This window comes from Limnovirga soli (assembly GCF_013106755.1).
Lineage (GTDB): Bacteria > Bacteroidota > Bacteroidia > Chitinophagales > Chitinophagaceae > Limnovirga > Limnovirga soli.
In genome coordinates this window covers 33,202-51,698 of record NZ_WHPF01000014.1, presented here as the reverse complement: position 1 = coordinate 51,698, position 18,497 = coordinate 33,202, and the positions used below count along the sequence as shown (strand labels likewise).

The 18,497-nt window shown below is 36.7% G+C and carries 10 protein-coding genes; 2 read left to right on the top strand and 8 right to left on the bottom strand.

Annotated elements, in window-relative coordinates:
• Positions 1-316: 316 nt before the first annotated feature.
• Positions 317-1,066, bottom strand: coding sequence for a LytR/AlgR family response regulator transcription factor (locus GD597_RS17690; protein ID WP_171609236.1), 750 nt, complete (start codon positions 1,064-1,066; stop codon positions 317-319).
• Positions 1,067-1,564: 498 nt separating this feature from the next.
• Between GD597_RS17690 and GD597_RS17685 the strand changes: the two genes are divergently transcribed.
• Together GD597_RS17685 and GD597_RS17680 are read left to right on the top strand one after the other, a co-directional pair.
• Positions 1,565-3,154: a M1 family metallopeptidase gene (locus GD597_RS17685; RefSeq protein WP_171609235.1), complete on the top strand. Its 1,590-nt coding sequence runs from the start codon at positions 1,565-1,567 to the stop codon at positions 3,152-3,154.
• A 169-nt stretch (positions 3,155-3,323) separates the two neighbouring features.
• A complete protein-coding gene (locus tag GD597_RS17680) occupies positions 3,324-3,662 on the top strand; it encodes a hypothetical protein (RefSeq protein WP_171609234.1) in 339 nt (112 codons plus the stop codon).
• Positions 3,663-4,604: 942 nt separating this feature from the next.
• Here the strand turns inward: GD597_RS17680 and GD597_RS17675 are convergent.
• The 7 genes from GD597_RS17675 to GD597_RS17645 all read right to left on the bottom strand — a co-directional run bounded on the left by GD597_RS17675 (position 4,605) and on the right by GD597_RS17645 (position 18,125).
• Positions 4,605-5,006 carry a hypothetical protein gene (locus tag GD597_RS17675; RefSeq protein WP_171609233.1) on the bottom strand — a complete coding sequence of 134 codons (402 nt, stop codon included), beginning with the start codon at positions 5,004-5,006 and terminating at the stop codon, positions 4,605-4,607.
• A gap of 277 nt (positions 5,007-5,283) precedes the next feature.
• Positions 5,284-5,622, bottom strand: a complete 339-nt coding sequence (locus tag GD597_RS17670) for a hypothetical protein (protein ID WP_171609232.1) — start codon at positions 5,620-5,622, stop codon at positions 5,284-5,286.
• A 2-nt stretch (positions 5,623-5,624) separates the two neighbouring features.
• On the bottom strand, positions 5,625-10,301 hold the full coding sequence (locus GD597_RS21900) for a DUF6443 domain-containing protein (protein WP_216368622.1): 4,677 nt from the start codon (positions 10,299-10,301) through the stop codon (positions 5,625-5,627).
• 45 nt (positions 10,302-10,346) lie between these two features.
• Complete coding sequence (locus tag GD597_RS17660; RefSeq protein WP_171609231.1) at positions 10,347-11,402, bottom strand: hypothetical protein; 1,056 nt, start codon at positions 11,400-11,402, stop codon at positions 10,347-10,349.
• Between the two features lie 299 nt (positions 11,403-11,701).
• Positions 11,702-12,256, bottom strand: a complete 555-nt coding sequence (locus GD597_RS17655; protein WP_171609230.1) for a thioredoxin domain-containing protein — start codon at positions 12,254-12,256, stop codon at positions 11,702-11,704.
• Between the two features lie 11 nt (positions 12,257-12,267).
• Positions 12,268-16,635 (bottom strand): DUF5977 domain-containing protein, encoded by a 4,368-nt coding sequence (locus tag GD597_RS17650; RefSeq protein ID WP_171609229.1) that lies wholly within the window; start codon positions 16,633-16,635, stop codon positions 12,268-12,270.
• A gap of 23 nt (positions 16,636-16,658) precedes the next feature.
• Entirely contained in the window at positions 16,659-18,125 is a 1,467-nt protein-coding gene (locus GD597_RS17645; protein WP_171609228.1) for a hypothetical protein, read from the bottom strand.
• Positions 18,126-18,497 lie beyond the last annotated feature (372 nt).

Genomic DNA, 18,497 nt, shown 5'->3' with positions numbered 1-18,497 from the left:
ATAAAGCGCGTACTTAAAACACAAGCAGTTTGCATATTGCTCCATTTATAGCTAACAGTACAAGTGTGCGACGCAAATGGGATGCTATACCATACCAATGCCGGGCTCAAAATAAATCCCGATACTCAAAGCAGGTAGTTATGCATCAACTTGTAATCAGAAAATGATTAGCCAGGCTATAGTACCTATGGCAACTCCGTTGCGTCGCACATTTGTACTCAGGTAATTGATCTCTGCTTTCTACAGCCATTGTATGCCGTTGTTAAATACTTTGCTTTCAATGAATATGGCAAGCAAGGGTTTTACCAAACTATCATTATAAGGTTTGCATGCGTTGCATTAATTGCTCACGCATACCTGTTCCAAGCGGTATGGTTTTTTTGGCTAAAATCACCTGGTTTTCGGTTACTTCATCTACCTGGCCAATATTGATAAGAAAAGAGCGATGAATACGCATAAATAATTGCATGTTAAGTTTTTCTTCTATGCTTTTTAACGTGATGGATAATAGGTAATCCTTATTAAGCGTAAAAACATGGCTATAGTTGCGGTCGGCTTCTATGTATAAAATATCTGCCAGCATAATTTTTATCATCTTCTCCTTATACCGCACAAAAATTCGGTCGCTTAAAATAAAGGGCTGTTCTTCTCCTTCGGTCTTTGGTTCGGTGGGTTGACTTTGTTCATTTTCAGCCATACGGCTAATGGTAAGTTCAATAGCCCTTTGCAGATCGAGCTGTTTAAAAGGTTTGGCAATAAAAGCATAGGGCCTGGTTGCCTTGGCTTTATTAAAAGTGGCATCATCCGAATTGGCGGTTAGGTAAATCACCGGAATATGGCCATATTGCTGTAATTGGGTAGCCGTTTCAATACCATCTAATTTGCCTTTCAGGTTAATGTCAAGCAATACAATATCGGGTTTATTATCTGCCACATGCAAAATGGCTTCTTCGCCGCGGGGCAAAATGCCCGTTACCTCGTAGCCAAGATTGGTAAGCTGCATAGAAATTTTTGCCCCGATGATCATTTCATCTTCTACCACCAGTATTTTAATTAAGGTACCCATTAACGCAGGTTTCTGTTTTTAAAGTGAATAGTTTTTGAAGTGATTTTATTAGGTTAACCGTTATTCGCCCTGCCAATTGGGGCGCCAATAAACTTACAAATTCTGTTTCAATTGCAATAACTTTTGTACAGGCATTATGTTTATGGCTATACGCATAGTTTAAATTCCCATGCTGATTGGGAGTTAAAGCAAAAAGATCAGCAAACTGGCTTTTAACCGCAATAGCAATTAATACAACCCCAATTAAATAAACGCAAAGTCGCTTTGGTGGCTGCAATCGCATGAAATAAGCACTTTAATTTTTGTTATAAAAAGCACAGTATTGCTTTTAGGTGAAGATAGTAGAATTGAATGGCATTTTGGGATAGCCTTTATTTGTATTTGATTGTAGCTCTGCCTGTTATGTGCGTGGCGCTTTTTTTGAGCGATGGTAAACAGTTAACATTCTGTCTGTAACAGCTACAAAAAATCGGTTATCTTTATTCAAACTCTTTTTTTATGCGTATTCCTTTTTTGATGCTATCCATTTTGATGGTATGTACCTCCGGTGCACAAAAACTTACTTCCGGTGGGGTGCTAAAGCCCGAACAGGCCATTATGGATATCAGGCATTATACCATTGTGCTGGATATAGATACTGCAGCGCAAAGCATCAGTGGTTATACCAGTATTGATATTGTGCTCTCCCAGTCAACCCCGCTATTATTATTTGACCTGATGAACGACCTGCAGGTGAGTAAAATATGGATTAACAACAAACCAACCAATTTTACCCATGCCAATGCCTTGATCCGTATTACCCCTGCCGAAGCCTTGCCCGCCGGTAAAGCAGTGGTTAAAATACAGTATGCAGGTAAACCACATATAGCCGTTCGCCCACCATGGGATGATGGCTTTACCTGGACACATGATTCACTGGGACATACCTGGATAGCCATTACCGCAGAAGGTACCGGTGGTAAAATATATTTCCCCTGTAAAGATCATCCTTCCGACGAGCCGGATGCAGGGGTAGACATGATGATCACCGTACCCAAAAACCTGGTAGTTGCCGGCCCCGGTGTATTGCAAACCGTGAAGCAAAAAGGCAATAAGGCAACTTATTTCTGGAAAACCAATTATGGCATTAATAATTACAGCATTGTGTTTAATGCCGGCGATTATAAGGTGGTTAGCCGGGATTATACTACCATTAATGGCAATAAAGTACCCATGCAATTTTATGTGCTTAGTTACCATACCGCTTATGCGGCCTATCATTTGGAATTACTGGCACAAATGGCGGCTGTAAAAGAAAAATATTTTGGCGAATATCCCTGGGTAAAAGAAAAAATTGGCATAGTAGAAACACCACACCTGGGCATGGAGCACCAAAGCATGAATGCCTATGGCAACCATTTTAAATACACAAAGGTAAACGGCAAGGATTTTGACTGGCTAATGAACCATGAGTTTGGCCACGAGTGGTGGGGCAATAAAGTAACGGCCAAAGACTGGGCCGATTACTGGATACATGAAGGCATTGGTTCTTATGGCGATGCACTATATATCAGGGATGCCGAAGGCGAACAGGCCTATATCAATTATTTTAAAGACAATGTTTTTGGTATTAAAAACACCACGCCCATTGTGCAGGGTACCAATATAGATGAAGAGTCGGCCTATATTGGCGACATCTATTCCAAGGGGGCTTTTTTTATGCATACGCTGCGCTATGTAATTGGCGATAGCATTTTCTTTCCCACCTTAAAGCAACTTGCAACCGATCCCAAATACACCTACAATAATTTAGCCACCACCGATGATGTGGAGCAATTATTTTCAACTGCTGCGGGGTATAGTGTAAAGCCCTTATTTGATTTTTATTTGCGCACCATACAAAAGCTGGAGATACATGTTAAGGCATCTAAGAAAAATGAATACGAAATCATGCTGGCGCAAACTGATATGGTGTTGCCGGTTGATATTGTTACCGATAAAGGCACGCAAAGAATGCTGGTTGGTAAAACCCCAATCACTATAAAAAGCAGCACCACCCCGCAAATAGACCCAGATGGGTATTATTTAAAACGGGTAGTATTTGAATAGATTTTTTTGTACTTAGCTGTAGTGCATTTGGCATCACCGCTTGTGTCACTCACTTGTACGGTTGGGGTGCAAATCATCTTTTAACAAAGCAACACTGCGCATTTCGTTATCCGTTGGCGGGGATGCTAATGGCTGCAGGCAAATAACAAAACTTGTTAAGGAATTGCTTATGCATAATAAAGCAAAACATATTTTTCAAATTGTTGATTACCTGATTATAGGGTTTAAAATTTTTTGTTTTATTTACGTTGCAGTTGAATTTGTTTTTAGTACTTCCGCCATGGGCAAAAACATGTATAGCTATTTTGGTATACCGTATTCTGTGTATGCCATTATTCAAATCATCCGGTTGTTTAGAAGGAAAATGATACTGGTAGTTTTAGTGGAGATGGTTATTAATATTTGCAGTCTTGCCATATTTAGTGTTAATCATATCTATTTCCTGATACTTACAACTCTTAGTTTTATGATTCTTTTTTTTAGTTATCGAAAAGCAGATGGGAATTAACTATGGCACAGACACTCTGCGCAGTAATGGCTTAGCCGAATAGGCTATTTGGGTAATAGTTACTTGAAACTAATATCAGTGCCAACGAGCCGCAGAGTCCCTGCCGCACACAAAGCTTTTGGTAGCTGACTCCGCAGAGAAGGAAATGCAGATACTGATTTTGCAGTTATGAAATCAAGTTTATTAAATTCAACTGATGTAATATGGATAATTATGAATCACTAATTAATCCTTGCCTTTTTTCATTATCAGATCTAAAGTTTTATTTAAAAATATAAACGACGCCAATATTGAAAGTGTACCTACAATACAATATTTTAAATTGTCATAATAATGGTAGATGGTTAAATAACCTCCTTCATCCACTCGAAAGTCTCTTATTTTAACCGGATAATTCATTATAAAATATAGCCCAATAGCTATCAGCATTACCATAGGTAATAAGTAAATAAATAGAAGATTTTTGTATTTCATTGTAAAGCCTGTTTAAGAATCGAAAACGCTTTCGGCACCCTTGCAATTGGTCACCTGGCAAAATGGAAATGCTTGTACCCCTTCAGCCTATGTACCAGGAATTTGCGCAAATGAAGGTTGCTGAGCATACAAATCCTGGTTGAAAGTACAGGGGTTTTATTTGGACTTATTAACTATATATTCAATGGTTAATTGATAAGATAAAAAGCAAATAATAACCCAAATGCCTATATAAAACCCAAACCTCACATACTAATATCGCGAAAACTTCTCAAATTAACATTACGGCTTTCAGTAAATAATCCAATATAGTATATCCTTTCTTCATTAACTACGGGCACTCCCAAAAAAATGATGCATATAAAGCCAATAAGTGCTATGAGTAAAAAGGCAGATTTGATTGACATTTGATACGATTTAAGTTCTTATTATAAGCATGCATGATACATTTTATATAATGTGGAAAAGCTAAGGTTCAAGGTATTGCAAGTATGTATTTAGTTGGTTGGCGTTTTTAATATAAACTCTTTTCTTAACAACAACTATAAGTGTACTTATTGCACTAAGCAGCAGAAAAAGTAAATGATTAGAGCCATACATAAATGCAAAAACAACATTTAATATCATCTCCACAAAAAGCAGGGCAAGCAAATTGCTATAGAGTAATCTGCCTATATTGATAACCCCATATACTACAATTGGAATTAACAGATGCAGGTAAACATTTTTAATTTCTTTTGACGAAGCGTCCTGGTACCGTAAAAATAATGTGACTAATACCGCCAATTTATATTGGATGATTAACAGGTCGGCCAGTTTTAAAATAGTGTACCAGATGGGCACCAGTATTTTATTATTAGCTTGGGGCATGGTCTATTTTTTTGGGGATTTAAATTTCATATGGCTTGTAACAGCAGATAATTGATTGCCTTATTATTTGCATTTGTTAAAGCTCAATAAAGTATCTAACTGTGCAGGAATGCAACGCAAATAAAGCTACGTAGAAAATCAAAAGAGAGAAAAAAATAAAATCATTGTTTTTATTTTTCTCAAGACAATCATATGACCGATCAGCATTTGTATAATATATATACGCCAACCTGATCATTTATTCGGGGCAGGATTGAGATATGGTGAAACAATATATTTACCCTTTCTTTAAGGACCGGATGAAATGAAAAACCAAACCAAGCACCATCATAATTACCCCGGAGATTTGAACAACAACCGGATTTAAAAAAATGAGTGAAAAACCAAAAATAATCAGATAGGCATCCCGACCCTGCTTTTCAAAAATATACATGGCAGCATTTACTATAAATGAAGTAAGGGCAAGATAAGAAAAGGATGACTTTGTAAATACCGTAGAAAGAATTATACCTTCATCCTGATCTAAAACATTGGTTGCTGAAATGGCCGAAGTAATAATACAAAACATGGCAATTGCATAGATGAACTGCGGTATTATTACATTATTTTTTATCATTGTTATAATTTTTTTGTAAGAGAAAATTGAGTGTATGATGTTATTTGGAAAGTGGAAGTTGATGTCGATGAGACAATTCCTTTATTAAGGTAGTTTATCGAATAAGTATGTACAACAGTTGCACTATAAACATAGCCAGTAACAGTTATTGAGGTGCTTGCAGAAGGGTTATTATATGATCCAGTATTTGTATGTGTTTGATTTTCAATATTTATAGCTGCATTTGCTGTTCCCGAGGTTGTACCTGAAATATTTACGCCTATCTTCTTTGCTTCATCCAATGAAAGGTTATATGAAACACTACCAGATTCGGTTTTTTGCAAAACAGTAACGCCTTCAAGGGTTGCATTTCCTTTAAATTTAGCTCCAATATATGTGATGGTCATTTTATCATCAGCAATAGGAAAACGTTGAGGCACAGGTATTTCAATCGAAGAATTTCCATTTTCATTTAAAGCTAAATTTGATTGAATCATATTCCCAATTTCATTGGTAGTTTTTGCTGTGAATGTACCCTTTTGACCTAAATTATTACTTGCTACCATTTCATTTAATTTCTGTTTTGCCTCTTCAGTTGCTTGGGCTTTTCCTTTTCCTGGGTCAATTGCCGTTGCTCCATTTGGCACCTCTTTACCATCCACTTTAGTTTGATTTTTTTCATTAGGATCTTTGAAACTCATTCCATCTGGATCTAATAAACGAATCGGATTGTTAGCGCAGTATACATATGAAGACCACCTTCTATACTTTTCTGCCAACGGATCAATACACATCCATCTTCCAACTTGGTTATCATACATCCGTGCACCGTAATCATACCATTCCAATCCGCTACCGTCACTAAACTCTTTTCTTTGCTCTTCCTTATTATTGTATTTGTATTTGTTGTCTATACCATCAGCCATAGCCTTACAGCTTATCCCACTCATTGCCATCCCAAACGGATAATAATCCGTAGTTTCCAAAAGGGGCCCCCGCGCATGCGTTACCTGCAAATTATCAAAGAACACATTTACATTTTGTGTTTCGTTACTTACGTAAATATACAAATATCCGCTCTTGGTTATTTGCCTGCCCGTAATATTATGTGTTGTAAAAACATTATCTCCACCCACTTGTTCAAAATAACTGTTTTTTCCATCATTTGTTAGCACCGGGTTCAGCTGTTCATCCAGCAGCACTAAGTTAATATAGGCTTTTGGCTTGCCTGGTAATGTACCCGCATCCCTGTAGGTTAAAAAATTGCCAACATTTGAGTTTAGTACTGTGCCTGCAATTTGTGGCTGCAGAATCTTATTTCCGCTTACTCCGGGTACACTATTTATCAACGCATTTACAATATCAGTTAATGGGCTAGAATTACCAGTTGGGGTAATTCCATTTAATTTGTACCAACTGTTTACCCTTACATTTACTTTGTCGCCAGCCATCACTTTCAGTAAAATGTTAGAACCAGTTTTATTTTCACCTACGGCACCACTAAGCTTTTGTATAAAATCATTTGGCTTGGTGTAGGTATCTGTGGGGTATCCTGGTATACTGCTTTTTATAACCCGGCCATTATCTAATCCGCTATAATATAATTTCTCAGTTGGAAGCGGGGTTGTTTCCAAAGATGCAACCATATAAGCATCAGTTTGCTGTTCATCAGTTAAAACTACCCTGGTATTGCCTAAATGATCTTTCAGAAAATAATCATATACGAAAGCTGTTGCAGGCTGTCCACTTATTACTGAAAATTTAGGCCTTATCCGCCCTTCCTCTTGACCAAAAAACTGTAATACACTATTCTCATATACAAAACTACCAAGGTAAGCTGTATTGGTTTGCTTAGATGTATTACCGTTTGCTATAGAAGCCAATTCATTCACCCGCTTTTCTAATTTGTTACCTGTGGCATCATAGATATATGTAATGCTTCCCTTTGCCGATCCATCATCGTTTTTTACGGTGATTTGCCAGGGCAGATTAAGAAAATTATAGGTAATAGCTCCACCACTTGTCTGGTCGATACCAGTATTACCATTTAGCCTTTTGTTTAAGTCTGTAATCATGTTGCCATTCAAATCATACCCGTAGTCATCAGCGGTGGTATTCTTATTGGTAAAATCCCCAAGATGATTATCTGTTGTACCAGTAGCATCGTTTACTGCTCTTAACTTATTACCAATGCCTCCGTTTTGATAAGTATAGTTCAGGTTATCAATTTGCGGACTGGCATTTAGCAGCAATCCCCACTGCTGCATTTGTTTTATATTACCATTCTCATCATAAGCAGATGAAGCAGAATTTCCATCTCCCATCTTTACACTAAAATCTATCGTAAAACCGGCATTCCCCGGGTCAGTATTTGCCCAAGTAGGGCTGCTGCCACTCCCAAAATTTTGTTTAAAATCTGCCTTCAATAAACGATTGGCTGCATCATAGCCATAACCATAAGCCCTTTCTTTTCCGTCCCCTCCATTTACCCAGCGAGAACCGCCAATATTGCCATTGTACTGGTTATTGCTAAAGCCCCAGTCATAACTCAAATCCATACCAAACCATTTGTTGTTCTGGATATTCACCTGCGAACTGGTAGGTTTACTGCCATAACTCCAGTTGATTCCTTTTAACCAGCCACGGATATTATAAGCATAGCTCTGATCCTCCATCGCCGTATTATCGACAGCTGTTTTTTGACCAACTTGTTTGCGCTTGATTTGTCCTGTTGCGTCATAGTCAAACCTGCTGATAAGCCTTTTGGTAGATACATCATCATTAATTTGCTTAGTAATAGTCTTTAACCGTCCAGCAGCATCATAATCCATATTTGTTTTCACACGTAGGTTGTTTGTATTACCAGATGCATTGTTATGAACTAAGTAATTACAAACAACTTTATTAATAAAATTATATCGGTTGGTTACCACATCTGTTCCACCCTTATAATTACCAGCACTTACCTGTATTACCCTGCCTTTGTCATCATAAAAATTCACTGTTTCCAGCCATGCGCCCTTTGTGAGGTCTGTGGCATTTTCTATTACCCTGACTTTTGAACTGGTGACCATTCCTTTCACCTGCACACTTGCTTGCGTCGGCAAAGCCTCAGCGTATGTATTGGCCCCTTGATCTAATTTGCTATTATTGCTGTTGTCGTAGGTTTTGGCAGTATTGCTGTAATTGTCATAATTAGTAATGGTCAATACTGTAAAGGTGGAACCTGTGGGTAAAGGGTTATCACTTATCGTAACGGAATTACTAAAGCCTGCACCGGTACTGCCACTGATGAGAGTAGAAAATGCTGCACCGGTTTCACTGATAAACCCATTTTCAAAAAATATGTTTGTAGTTGCCTGGTAGATTGATATTCCCGGCTGCCTGTTTGCTAAATAGAGATTTTTTTCTGCTACTGTAGGATTATTTCCAGTAACAGATTGATTACTTTCATTAAAACTACCAGTATTGGCCGTTACCCAAGCTTGTAAACTGGTTGCTCCACTACTATAGGTTAACACCCCTGTTTGTATAGGTCTGCTTAGTCCATCATAAATAGTTCCCATCCATTGGTTTTTGACACGCATATTGGCATCTTGTACAAATACCAGCCTGTCGTTCTGATCATACACCATATATACCCAGCCTGCTCCGGGCACTTTTTTAGCAATCATCCGCTGGCGGTCGTCGTATTCATAACGGAAACATAATTCATTAACTAGTGCTGAAGTCAATGTCCAATTCCCTGCACTAATCATTTGTGCTACAGCTTTTGGTGGAATTACAAACCTTAACCTGCCAAGATCGTCATATACATAGAAAGTACATAGCCAATTGGTATATGGAGCAGCACCGTTAACTGTACCTATTTGTACTTTGTTTAGTACCGTATTCCCCTGGTTATCCTTATATTCAATTACCTGATTATTGTGTTCATCGATACTCACGGTTTCGGATAGCTGGCCCGCTGCATATGTTGTTATGCTGGTAGGGATATTGGTAGTAATGTCATTATTGATATATGTAAGCAATGAATAAGTAATATCCCATGCACGCACAAGATCGTTGCCGTCATTTACAAAATACTGCTGCTGGACGCCCTTATTATTTCCTGCCCAACTATTGCCTGATGCCATAGTTTTCAAAACCCTGTTTAAAGGTGAGGCTTCATACTGTACCATGCTGTAATAAATTTTTTCATTGGTATAGGCAGGTTGCTCGCTGGTGTATGTTGTTCCGTAAAAAGTACTTTGTTCCCCAAAAGGGTCTGCTTTAAAGGTTCCGTCAGTACCAGTAGAAGTATATGGTAAAAATTTATACTGTTCCCTGCAATATGCATCATAAACCACCGGAGCAACAATATCTTTTCCTGAAGGTGACGCCTGCCAGCCAACGGTTTGCAGCGGCCTGCCCAACCCATCAACATATTGCGTTGTATGTGCTACTTCCGCCGCTGTTCTTGAATTGGAGTATACATCTGTTTCGAGCATATAGGGTTGCTGCGGATCAAATGACCGGATAAGGCTTAGTGGTATACCTGTAGCATAAGCACCCGGTTTGTTAACAGTTACTCCACCCCCTAAAGCCGATGCCTGATTGGCTGTAGTAGGTATATTGGCCTGTGCCTTTACTGGATACGGATTTGCCAGACAACCTGCCATTAGCAATAGTAAAAGCCTTCGGGTATGAAGTATCTTCATAATCTTACTTAATTAATAGTGATACATGGTTTGGTCTGCCTGCTTTTATTGATGGTTTTTTAGTTTACCAATCGCTGCCTGCATATCTTTTAATACCGCCTGCTGCTCATTTAGCAACTTCGCCTGTTGGTCAATAAGTTCCTGCTGGGCCAGTTGCTTTTTATGTTGATCAATCAGGTAGAGCGTTAATTCTTCGATTTTTTTTAATAGTAGTATCTGATTTTCACCCAGGCTCACACCATTTTTTTGCATTTCTTCAGCACTGGCTATTTCTGGCAGATGATGATTGCTATTTATAAAATCTTCTACCTGACTTAGAGTTGCAAGCTTATATGACTGATCAAATACATAATCTGCTCCGTTTGTATTAACTACCACCTGATTAGATCTTATTATGCCGTTCACATCCAACATATAGGTACTGTTTGCCTGTGTAGATTTTCCAATCAATACATTACCATTTCCTAGAATAGTCATTCTTTCTATCAGATTAGCATAAGTATTTGTGCCAGTATTTTGAACCAGAAATGCCAACCTGGGGTTTAATGGAGATGGAGAACTTTGTGTGTATATATTTCGGATTGAGCTACCATTAAAATTTCCTGCACCAAGGTTGTCGATAGTGATTTCTGAAAATCCATTTGCTGCAGCAGTGTTACTAGATACACTCAGTTTTCCTGGAGGTGCTGAATTGCCGATTCCAATATTACCTAAAGCGTTAATGGATAATGCTAACAATGGAGTATTATATCCATACTCTGTATAAAAACGAAATCCTGTTGTGTTGACTGTTTCTTTTTGAGCAGATATTGCTGCACCGTAATGATTGGCAAAACCAAACCCCAATCTGGTTTCACCAGATGAGTGTGTTGAATTATAGTTTGTATTTCTTAGGAGCGCAACAAGCTGGGAACTGCCACCGACAGTTGTTCCCGCAGCATTAATCTCAAGCGCTGTTAAAGGAGTTAGGGTTCCTATTCCCGCATTCCCAGTTGCTGGAAATTTGTTAGTTTGCCCCATAATTATAGTGGTTAAAATTAAATTTAGCGCGGTTAAAGAAATTATTTTTTTGAGGATATTTACCTTAATGTTATTATGCATCTTCAATAATTTTAATTGTATTAATATAAAAGTCTGATTTATGTTTTTTATATTTTCTGTTTGATATTTATCCCTTTAGAAATTATTAAACTCTCATTCGTTGTTGAATAATAATTTCATTACCTGTTAAAAGCTTATGCCAACTTATATCAAAAAGAAACGGTATTAAGAAAAGGGGCTTGCGGAAAAATGTTTTGAAGTACAAGTGTGCGACCCAAGAATGTTTCATGTTGATTCTGTAGCTTGTCTCATAAATTATTAATTTTTAAGTATAGTACAGGAGCATTTTTTTAAAATTCTTATTCTGCCGGTTCATTATTTATTAGAAATTGAATCAAATCCTTTTCAAAAATATTCTGCCTGCTGAGGCTTGCATATAACAATCCCTTTTTGCTAATAATAAAAAGCTGCCCTGCTTCAGTTATATCATTATCTACGTGTCCATTTTCACTTTGGGTAGTTATCCATTTCATAAGTATATGCTGATTAGAGGTGGGCTTTTTTTTTGCAAAACCAGTATCAGTGATTGAAAAACTTAAATTTAGTGTATCAAGTAAAAGCTTCCTCATGTTTTCAATATTGGCCGGGTAGCCAAAATCTAAACAAGGAACAGCAATTATTTTAATATTTTCTGTATCTGTTTTGTACAATGAATCAAGAGATAGCAATACATCTCTGTCAGGATTTGATGCATCAAATTCTACTACCACTAAATGTTTATTCTGGTAATCAGACATATTAATCAGGATATTGTCAATGCTTTTAAACTGGAGATCAAAAATATTTACAGCACTGGATGGCATTAAAGGATGTAGTAGAAAAATATACAATAAAAGAAAAATAGCTTTGCTCATTTTCAGAAATTTTAATGTTGGTTTGAAACTGATATGATTCCGCAGGTTGAACAAATCGTTGGCATGTCGACATAATTAAATGTGTGTATGTTGTTTTGAATATAACTATACACCTGATAACTATACAAAAATGAACCGTTTGTTGGAGTTATTGTTACATCGTAAGGTCCTCCCTGCATTATTTGGCCAATAATTGTTTGGGTTGTAACATTTGCAGCTAAAGAAAAAGTGTATGTTGTTCCTGATGGCATATGCTTAAATACAGCAACCATTGAAGTAGGAGTAGAATTGGTATACTTTAGATTAATCATTGGTGGTATAGTACAAGTGCCATTTGCATTTGCATAATTTTGACCATTCGCAACAATGTCTTCTAATGCTTTTTGATCAGCATCGGCCTGGCTTATAAAAGAGTAATATTTATTCGCATTAACATTGTATGTAATGGAACTGCCATTATAATATGTGGGGGAGCAATCTTTTTTTGTAAACACCTGAGATTTAGCAACATTGTAAAAAATATTTCCGTCACAATTTGTAGGCTGACCTGCATAGTTATAGCAAAATTGTTTAATGATATTCTTATTCTGATCTCTGATGAGGCTTAGCCTATGAAGTCCGTCATATTCATAATAGGAGATTCTGTTGTTGATATCACACTGGCTGGTAATACCACCAAAAGCATCGTAGGTATAGGTAGTCATCTGCGCGTCAGCAGGATATAATCTAACTTCATCTATTGCCCCAGTCCCTGTAATTGCTAAAGTATTTAATGATGCCGTTGTTTTTTGTTCATAATAAGTCCATGCTCCTACAGTAATACCAGTTGTATTAATGGTTGAGCCGCCACCTGTAATATTGTAAATACCATTTTTACTCCAATATGAAATTGTATATGATTTGCCTATGGTCACGACTTTTGAAAGTGGAGCTGAGGTAGTAAGATTATAATATTTATTACCGGTTGGAGGATAGGGTGTTGAGGTAACATTAGTAATTAGGCCAGTAAAATTATTCCAATTTCCCTTGCCATCTGATTCAAAGGAGGTTGATGCAACCTGGTCACTTGTAGCTTTTATTACCTGAGCTACAGGGTACTGATTGTTATAGTCGTAAACAAAAGCAGATGGTGCATGATTAGCTTGTGTAAACTGAAGGATATTGTAATTATTATCGTAAGTGTCAAAGCTAATCATTTGCCTATATCGGTTATCCTGAGTGGTAGAGTTGCCACTAATTGTGTATGGTTGAAAATTTGTAACTGGAGAGGCTACAGCTAACTGGTATTGCTTATCTAACCCTAAAACATTTTGGTTTAAAAAACGGTACTTACTTAATTGAGCTCCGATAACATAACCTGTAGAAGAACCCGAATAATATAAACTGTCCCTTTTTTCAATTACAGTCCCGAGCATATTTTTTCCTATCAAGCTGTCAAGAATTGTGTTTCCTGTAATATTTCCCGAGGTAATGTAATCTTGTGGATATTTCATAAATGCCACATGAGTGTTTAATTTACTGTCTGTAGTTTGGTTCCTTGTTAGTTGGAAATGTTTGGGATTATCATAAAAGTTATAAGATTTTGTAACAATTATTTTGTTTATATCATTTTGGTCAAAAATTTTTTCCACTGTCGAGTCGAAAAGTATTTTCTCAGAACTGATAGCAGGATAAAAGCAAGTAATCAAAGGTGTTGTAAGTGAATCAATACCTAAAGGGCAACCAGAATTTGATCTGACAGCATTTATTATATCCCAATAAAAATTATATTTTGGGGCATTATATAAAATGCGGTTTGTGCTATGATAATAGTAATTACTTTCAGAAACCTTACTATAAACTTTACCTATTTTTTTAAAATTTGTTTTTGATTTTGAAAGTCCATTCAAATTATTGGGTAAATTGCTTACACCGGGTAAACGAAATCCACCATAACTAAATGAAGTGTCTGAGCTGTTGAAAAAAGTGTAGACCGTTTTACCGTTATCATCATTGTTTGAAGGATCAATTGTATATTCTATAACCTGATCATATCCAACAATGTTTCCGGAAGACATACTTGTAAATCCTGAGAAATTGCTTGAATAACGGCTAAGATTCCGGCAAAGAAATTGATTGGAAGGTTGTGGAGGATTGCTGATTGTTATAATAACAGGTTCATAACGTGCATAAGAAATATACCCCATTAACCTGCCATAGGAATAGTTTTCACTCGTACCATCTGCATTTCTATCCTGCTGATAGCCGTAATCATAAGTTCTTTTTTTTGCCAGCGTTCCACTTGCAGCATAATCAGCGATGGACTTAATTCTTAGACCGCCTGCCATCATGATCGTTTTCGTTTTGTATTCCGGTATCAAATAAGTAAATGTGGCCGTAATATCCAAAAAACCCGAAGAGATATTAATTTTTGGATCAATGTAGCCAGTCCAGCTATAAGTGGTTGCTGATTCGATAGTTATAGGAATAGCCATAGAATAGACTGTTCCGGAACAGTTCCCGCCGTTCATTGTTCCGCTGCATTGTAAACCGCTATTCGAAATATCCGTTGTATTGTTCTGAAATACAAAATTTATTTTGCCATATCCTAAAGCATTGTGGTAATAGTTCAAACTGTCACTTTTCGCCGCCCGGAAAGAAACAGTGAGGTTCGCATTTGAAACAAGATTAGATGTTAGATAAATATCTGAAAAATCAATGGTACCGGTATATGTCCCGTTATTGTTTACATTTACCTGTACCACTTTGCTAATTGTCTTTACATATTCAAAATCCTTACAACCGGATAATCCTTTGGAACTGTCATAGTCGTAATAATTGGGATCATATTCAAGTACAGTAAATCCACCTGTAGGGTAATTAACCTGTTTTAAAACGAAGGCTTTCATAAAAGCTGAATCGGCTTCCCTGTCTGCTCCCGTCAGATTAATATATTGTGCTGTATTAATATTACCACTATAGTTATCGCCAATATTGATTATCCCTGTAAAAGGTGCTGTGAACCCTTTTGCAAAATCTCCGTTTATAGCATTTGATTTTCCATTAAAATAACCCCAGTGATCTACGCTGGAATAATGTTTTCCAAGCAAATTTTGAAGTGTTGCAGGCATATTATATGTAAAAAAATACGGTGGCAAAACTGTATTCCCGGAAAGTTCTTTTACACTGTCAAGTCTGAGCCTTTTGAATTCCAGCTCATCGGAAGCGGTATTATTGAAATAACTATAATAAAGCCTGTGTTCTTTCAGATAGAGGAGCGACCCTGATTGGTCTTTGCTGTAGACTTTTACCGTGTTTAATTTTTTACCATTTTGCAAATCAGTCCTGATTGCATCGTACTCAAATTTTATCTGTCCATTTGCCCAATCAATATTATCCAATGTTTTATTAAGATAAGTTTGAGCAACATCATTGGTATAAATTGATCCGTCAAACCCAGTGCACCCAGTACGGAATGTTTCATGGCCTATACCTTTAACAGTTGTCCAGGTATTATCGCTTGAATAATTAAACATGACGCTGTCTTTTTGCTGGGTTACTATTTTAGAAAGCAACCATGAACTTTTCGTAAAACCGCCAATACCTGTAGCTGGTTGGGAAAGCTCAATATCTAAGAAATAAAATTTATTACCATGGTCGTCTGTTATTGCAAACCAAGCACCGTTCGGTGCATATTCAACCTTTAAGTTTTCCTGCTTTTGTAATACTACTTTTCCATCCCTTGCAATTATGAACTTGCCACTTCCGCCTGGAAAATTAAAAGTGTACTGATCCGGCTCCATATCTTGAGATACAGTCCCGGTATTGAAAACAGGGAAAAAATTGTAGTTGCTTTCAGCCGAATATACCGTGTACCTGCAGCCGAAATCGTAACCATATAAACCCATACCAATCGGGGTATAGCTCATAGGATTCTGAAGACCATTACCAAATTGCTCAAGTGCAGTGGACACAGTGTGATATACCATTTTTCCCTTAACTTCTGGAACACTGCTAGCCCCAAGATTTGCATTAAAATAAGTTCCATCAAAATCATCCTTATCATTTACTGTTCTTGAGATCATCCCCCCTGCATTTAAAGCCCAGCCAAGCCCGACTAAGCCCGATTCTTCAGAAAGGCGGATGCCACCAGTATGATAATCAAGTCCTACCGGTACTGAAATACTTTTTGTACCGACTGTATATATCGGAATTGAAATATCTGTGGTGCCTGTATATGGGCTTACTGGTATATCCCCGAATTTTGCAATTGTAGCTGCATTTGGAGAAGGCGGGATTATTTTGGGGGTGAATGAAGTTGTAGCAGTCTGTGAGAATGCTGTTACCCACGCAAATAGCAACACTATTGTTATCGGTATTGATGAATTTTTAAGGTACATATATTTTAAGGTATATCATTATTTTATAAAGTATATCCAATGCGGAATTTTAAAGACTGGCCTGCGGGTACCTGTCTTAGAGCCAAAAAATCATAGAGCAATTGCATATTCCCTTCTTTCTTACCCGCTTTATATTTTTTAGATAATCCCATTAACGCACTACGCTGCCAGACATCGATATTTTTTAAGTTAGAGATATCACTAAAGCGTTGTAAATAGTTATACTCAAAGCCACCCGAAATCCAGATGCTTCCTTTAAGCTTTAGATCAGCATAGCTACGAAAACCAATTCCCTCATTAGAAAAATGGATGTCATTTAATCCTGTTCCCCAACCAAGTGAATATGAAATACCAATACCCATCACTTTGGTGCTACTTAGCTTATAGCCGAGCGTTAATGCTATTTCACTGGTAGCTGGCAATAAATATCTACTCTTTTCACTTTGAATATTTAAACCATATTCAAGTCTTTGTAAAAATGATTTTGTGTGCTCATTATTTGGCTTAAAATCAGGCATTGTCATATCGCTATTTTCGCCCCCAAACTTGCTTAATTTATCTTTTAATATACCTGTCTGTTGTTGAACTAACCCTAGTTCTTGTTGTAAATATTGCCCCGCATTTACGCTAACTGCCCCTGAGATTTTTTCTGTAATAAGGCTTTGCACATTTTCCCTAGTTTGTAACCCTATCAAAGCTTCTGGCGTATTAGTATTATCAGGCATTTTAAACAGTTGAGCCAGATAACTATTCTTTTGCATAAATTGTTGAAACGCAGGTAAGTGCCTTACTGATACAAGCAGTTTTTCTTCAAGGCGGCGTTTGTCATACAGGATTGCCTTATATTCTTTCAAGCACTGCTGATAATAAACAACCTCCTTATTATACCCAAGTAATGCTTTAGATAAATCTTTATTTGCAAATGCTGATTTTAATGTTGCTTCCCGTTCTTTGATGAAACTCTGAATATTATTCGCCTGTTGTAATCTTGATTGTAATGATTGCAACTGGCTATTTAAAGATTGCAATTGTTGAAGTTTATCGCTTGTAATTCCTTGCAGGTTAAGATTGGGTTGATTGAGAAACTTTATCATAGACTGAATACTATCAAAGCCAGGTATATACTCTAACAAAGGATTTACAACTGTTTTATCGATCGGCCCCTTTATAATGGTCTGCAATTCAAGGTATTTATTTTTGGCACCATCAAATAATTCATTTGATTTTATACTATCAAAAGATTGTTGTCTCTTTTGGATTTTTGCTTCTTTCGTTTGTATATTTTTCAAAAGTTGTACACTTTTATCTTGAATGCTATTGGCAAGCCTTTTATACTTATTAGTTATTTCATAAATAGATTTTGAAGAAATGGAATTCATTATCTGATTATATGAATCAAGATGAACATCATCTGAAATTGAACTTTCATTGTATTGTCCATTCACATTTTCTCCAAGAAATATTGCCGTTATGAGTATGTAAATTTTCATTTCTTTATGATTATGCTTTATCTATAATAATTGCATTAAAAAAATTTGAAATATTGAAAAATAAAATTGCTAATTATCATTCAAATTTTATTAAGTGGCTCAATAATCAGAATTTATAAATAGTTTTTTTTCGATTACTTATGTATGCCAGCTTAAATATTGCTGATATGATTTCTGGGTTTGTTCACACATGAAATTTCCTCCTCAGTTTAAGTAGCATTTTCTTAAACTGACTCACAATCTCTAAATTTGAGATTATAGCAATACATGCATAGCAAAAAAGATTTAATACAGTAATAGCATCACCTCTAAAACAGGAAATACATTAACTGCATGCGTTTATTATTTATAATAAACGACAATGTTTATCAA

Coding starts and splice junctions, on each gene's coding strand:
- GD597_RS17690 (WP_171609236.1), bottom strand. CDS start 1,066: ATGGGTACCTTAATTAAAATACTGGTGGTAGAAGATGAAATGATCATC.
- GD597_RS17685 (WP_171609235.1), top strand. CDS start 1,565: ATGCGTATTCCTTTTTTGATGCTATCCATTTTGATGGTATGTACCTCC.
- GD597_RS17680 (WP_171609234.1), top strand. CDS start 3,324: ATGCATAATAAAGCAAAACATATTTTTCAAATTGTTGATTACCTGATT.
- GD597_RS17675 (WP_171609233.1), bottom strand. CDS start 5,006: ATGCCCCAAGCTAATAATAAAATACTGGTGCCCATCTGGTACACTATT.
- GD597_RS17670 (WP_171609232.1), bottom strand. CDS start 5,622: ATGATAAAAAATAATGTAATAATACCGCAGTTCATCTATGCAATTGCC.
- GD597_RS21900 (WP_216368622.1), bottom strand. CDS start 10,301: ATGAAGATACTTCATACCCGAAGGCTTTTACTATTGCTAATGGCAGGT.
- GD597_RS17660 (WP_171609231.1), bottom strand. CDS start 11,402: ATGCATAATAACATTAAGGTAAATATCCTCAAAAAAATAATTTCTTTA.
- GD597_RS17655 (WP_171609230.1), bottom strand. CDS start 12,256: ATGAGCAAAGCTATTTTTCTTTTATTGTATATTTTTCTACTACATCCT.
- GD597_RS17650 (WP_171609229.1), bottom strand. CDS start 16,635: ATGTACCTTAAAAATTCATCAATACCGATAACAATAGTGTTGCTATTT.
- GD597_RS17645 (WP_171609228.1), bottom strand. CDS start 18,125: ATGAAAATTTACATACTCATAACGGCAATATTTCTTGGAGAAAATGTG.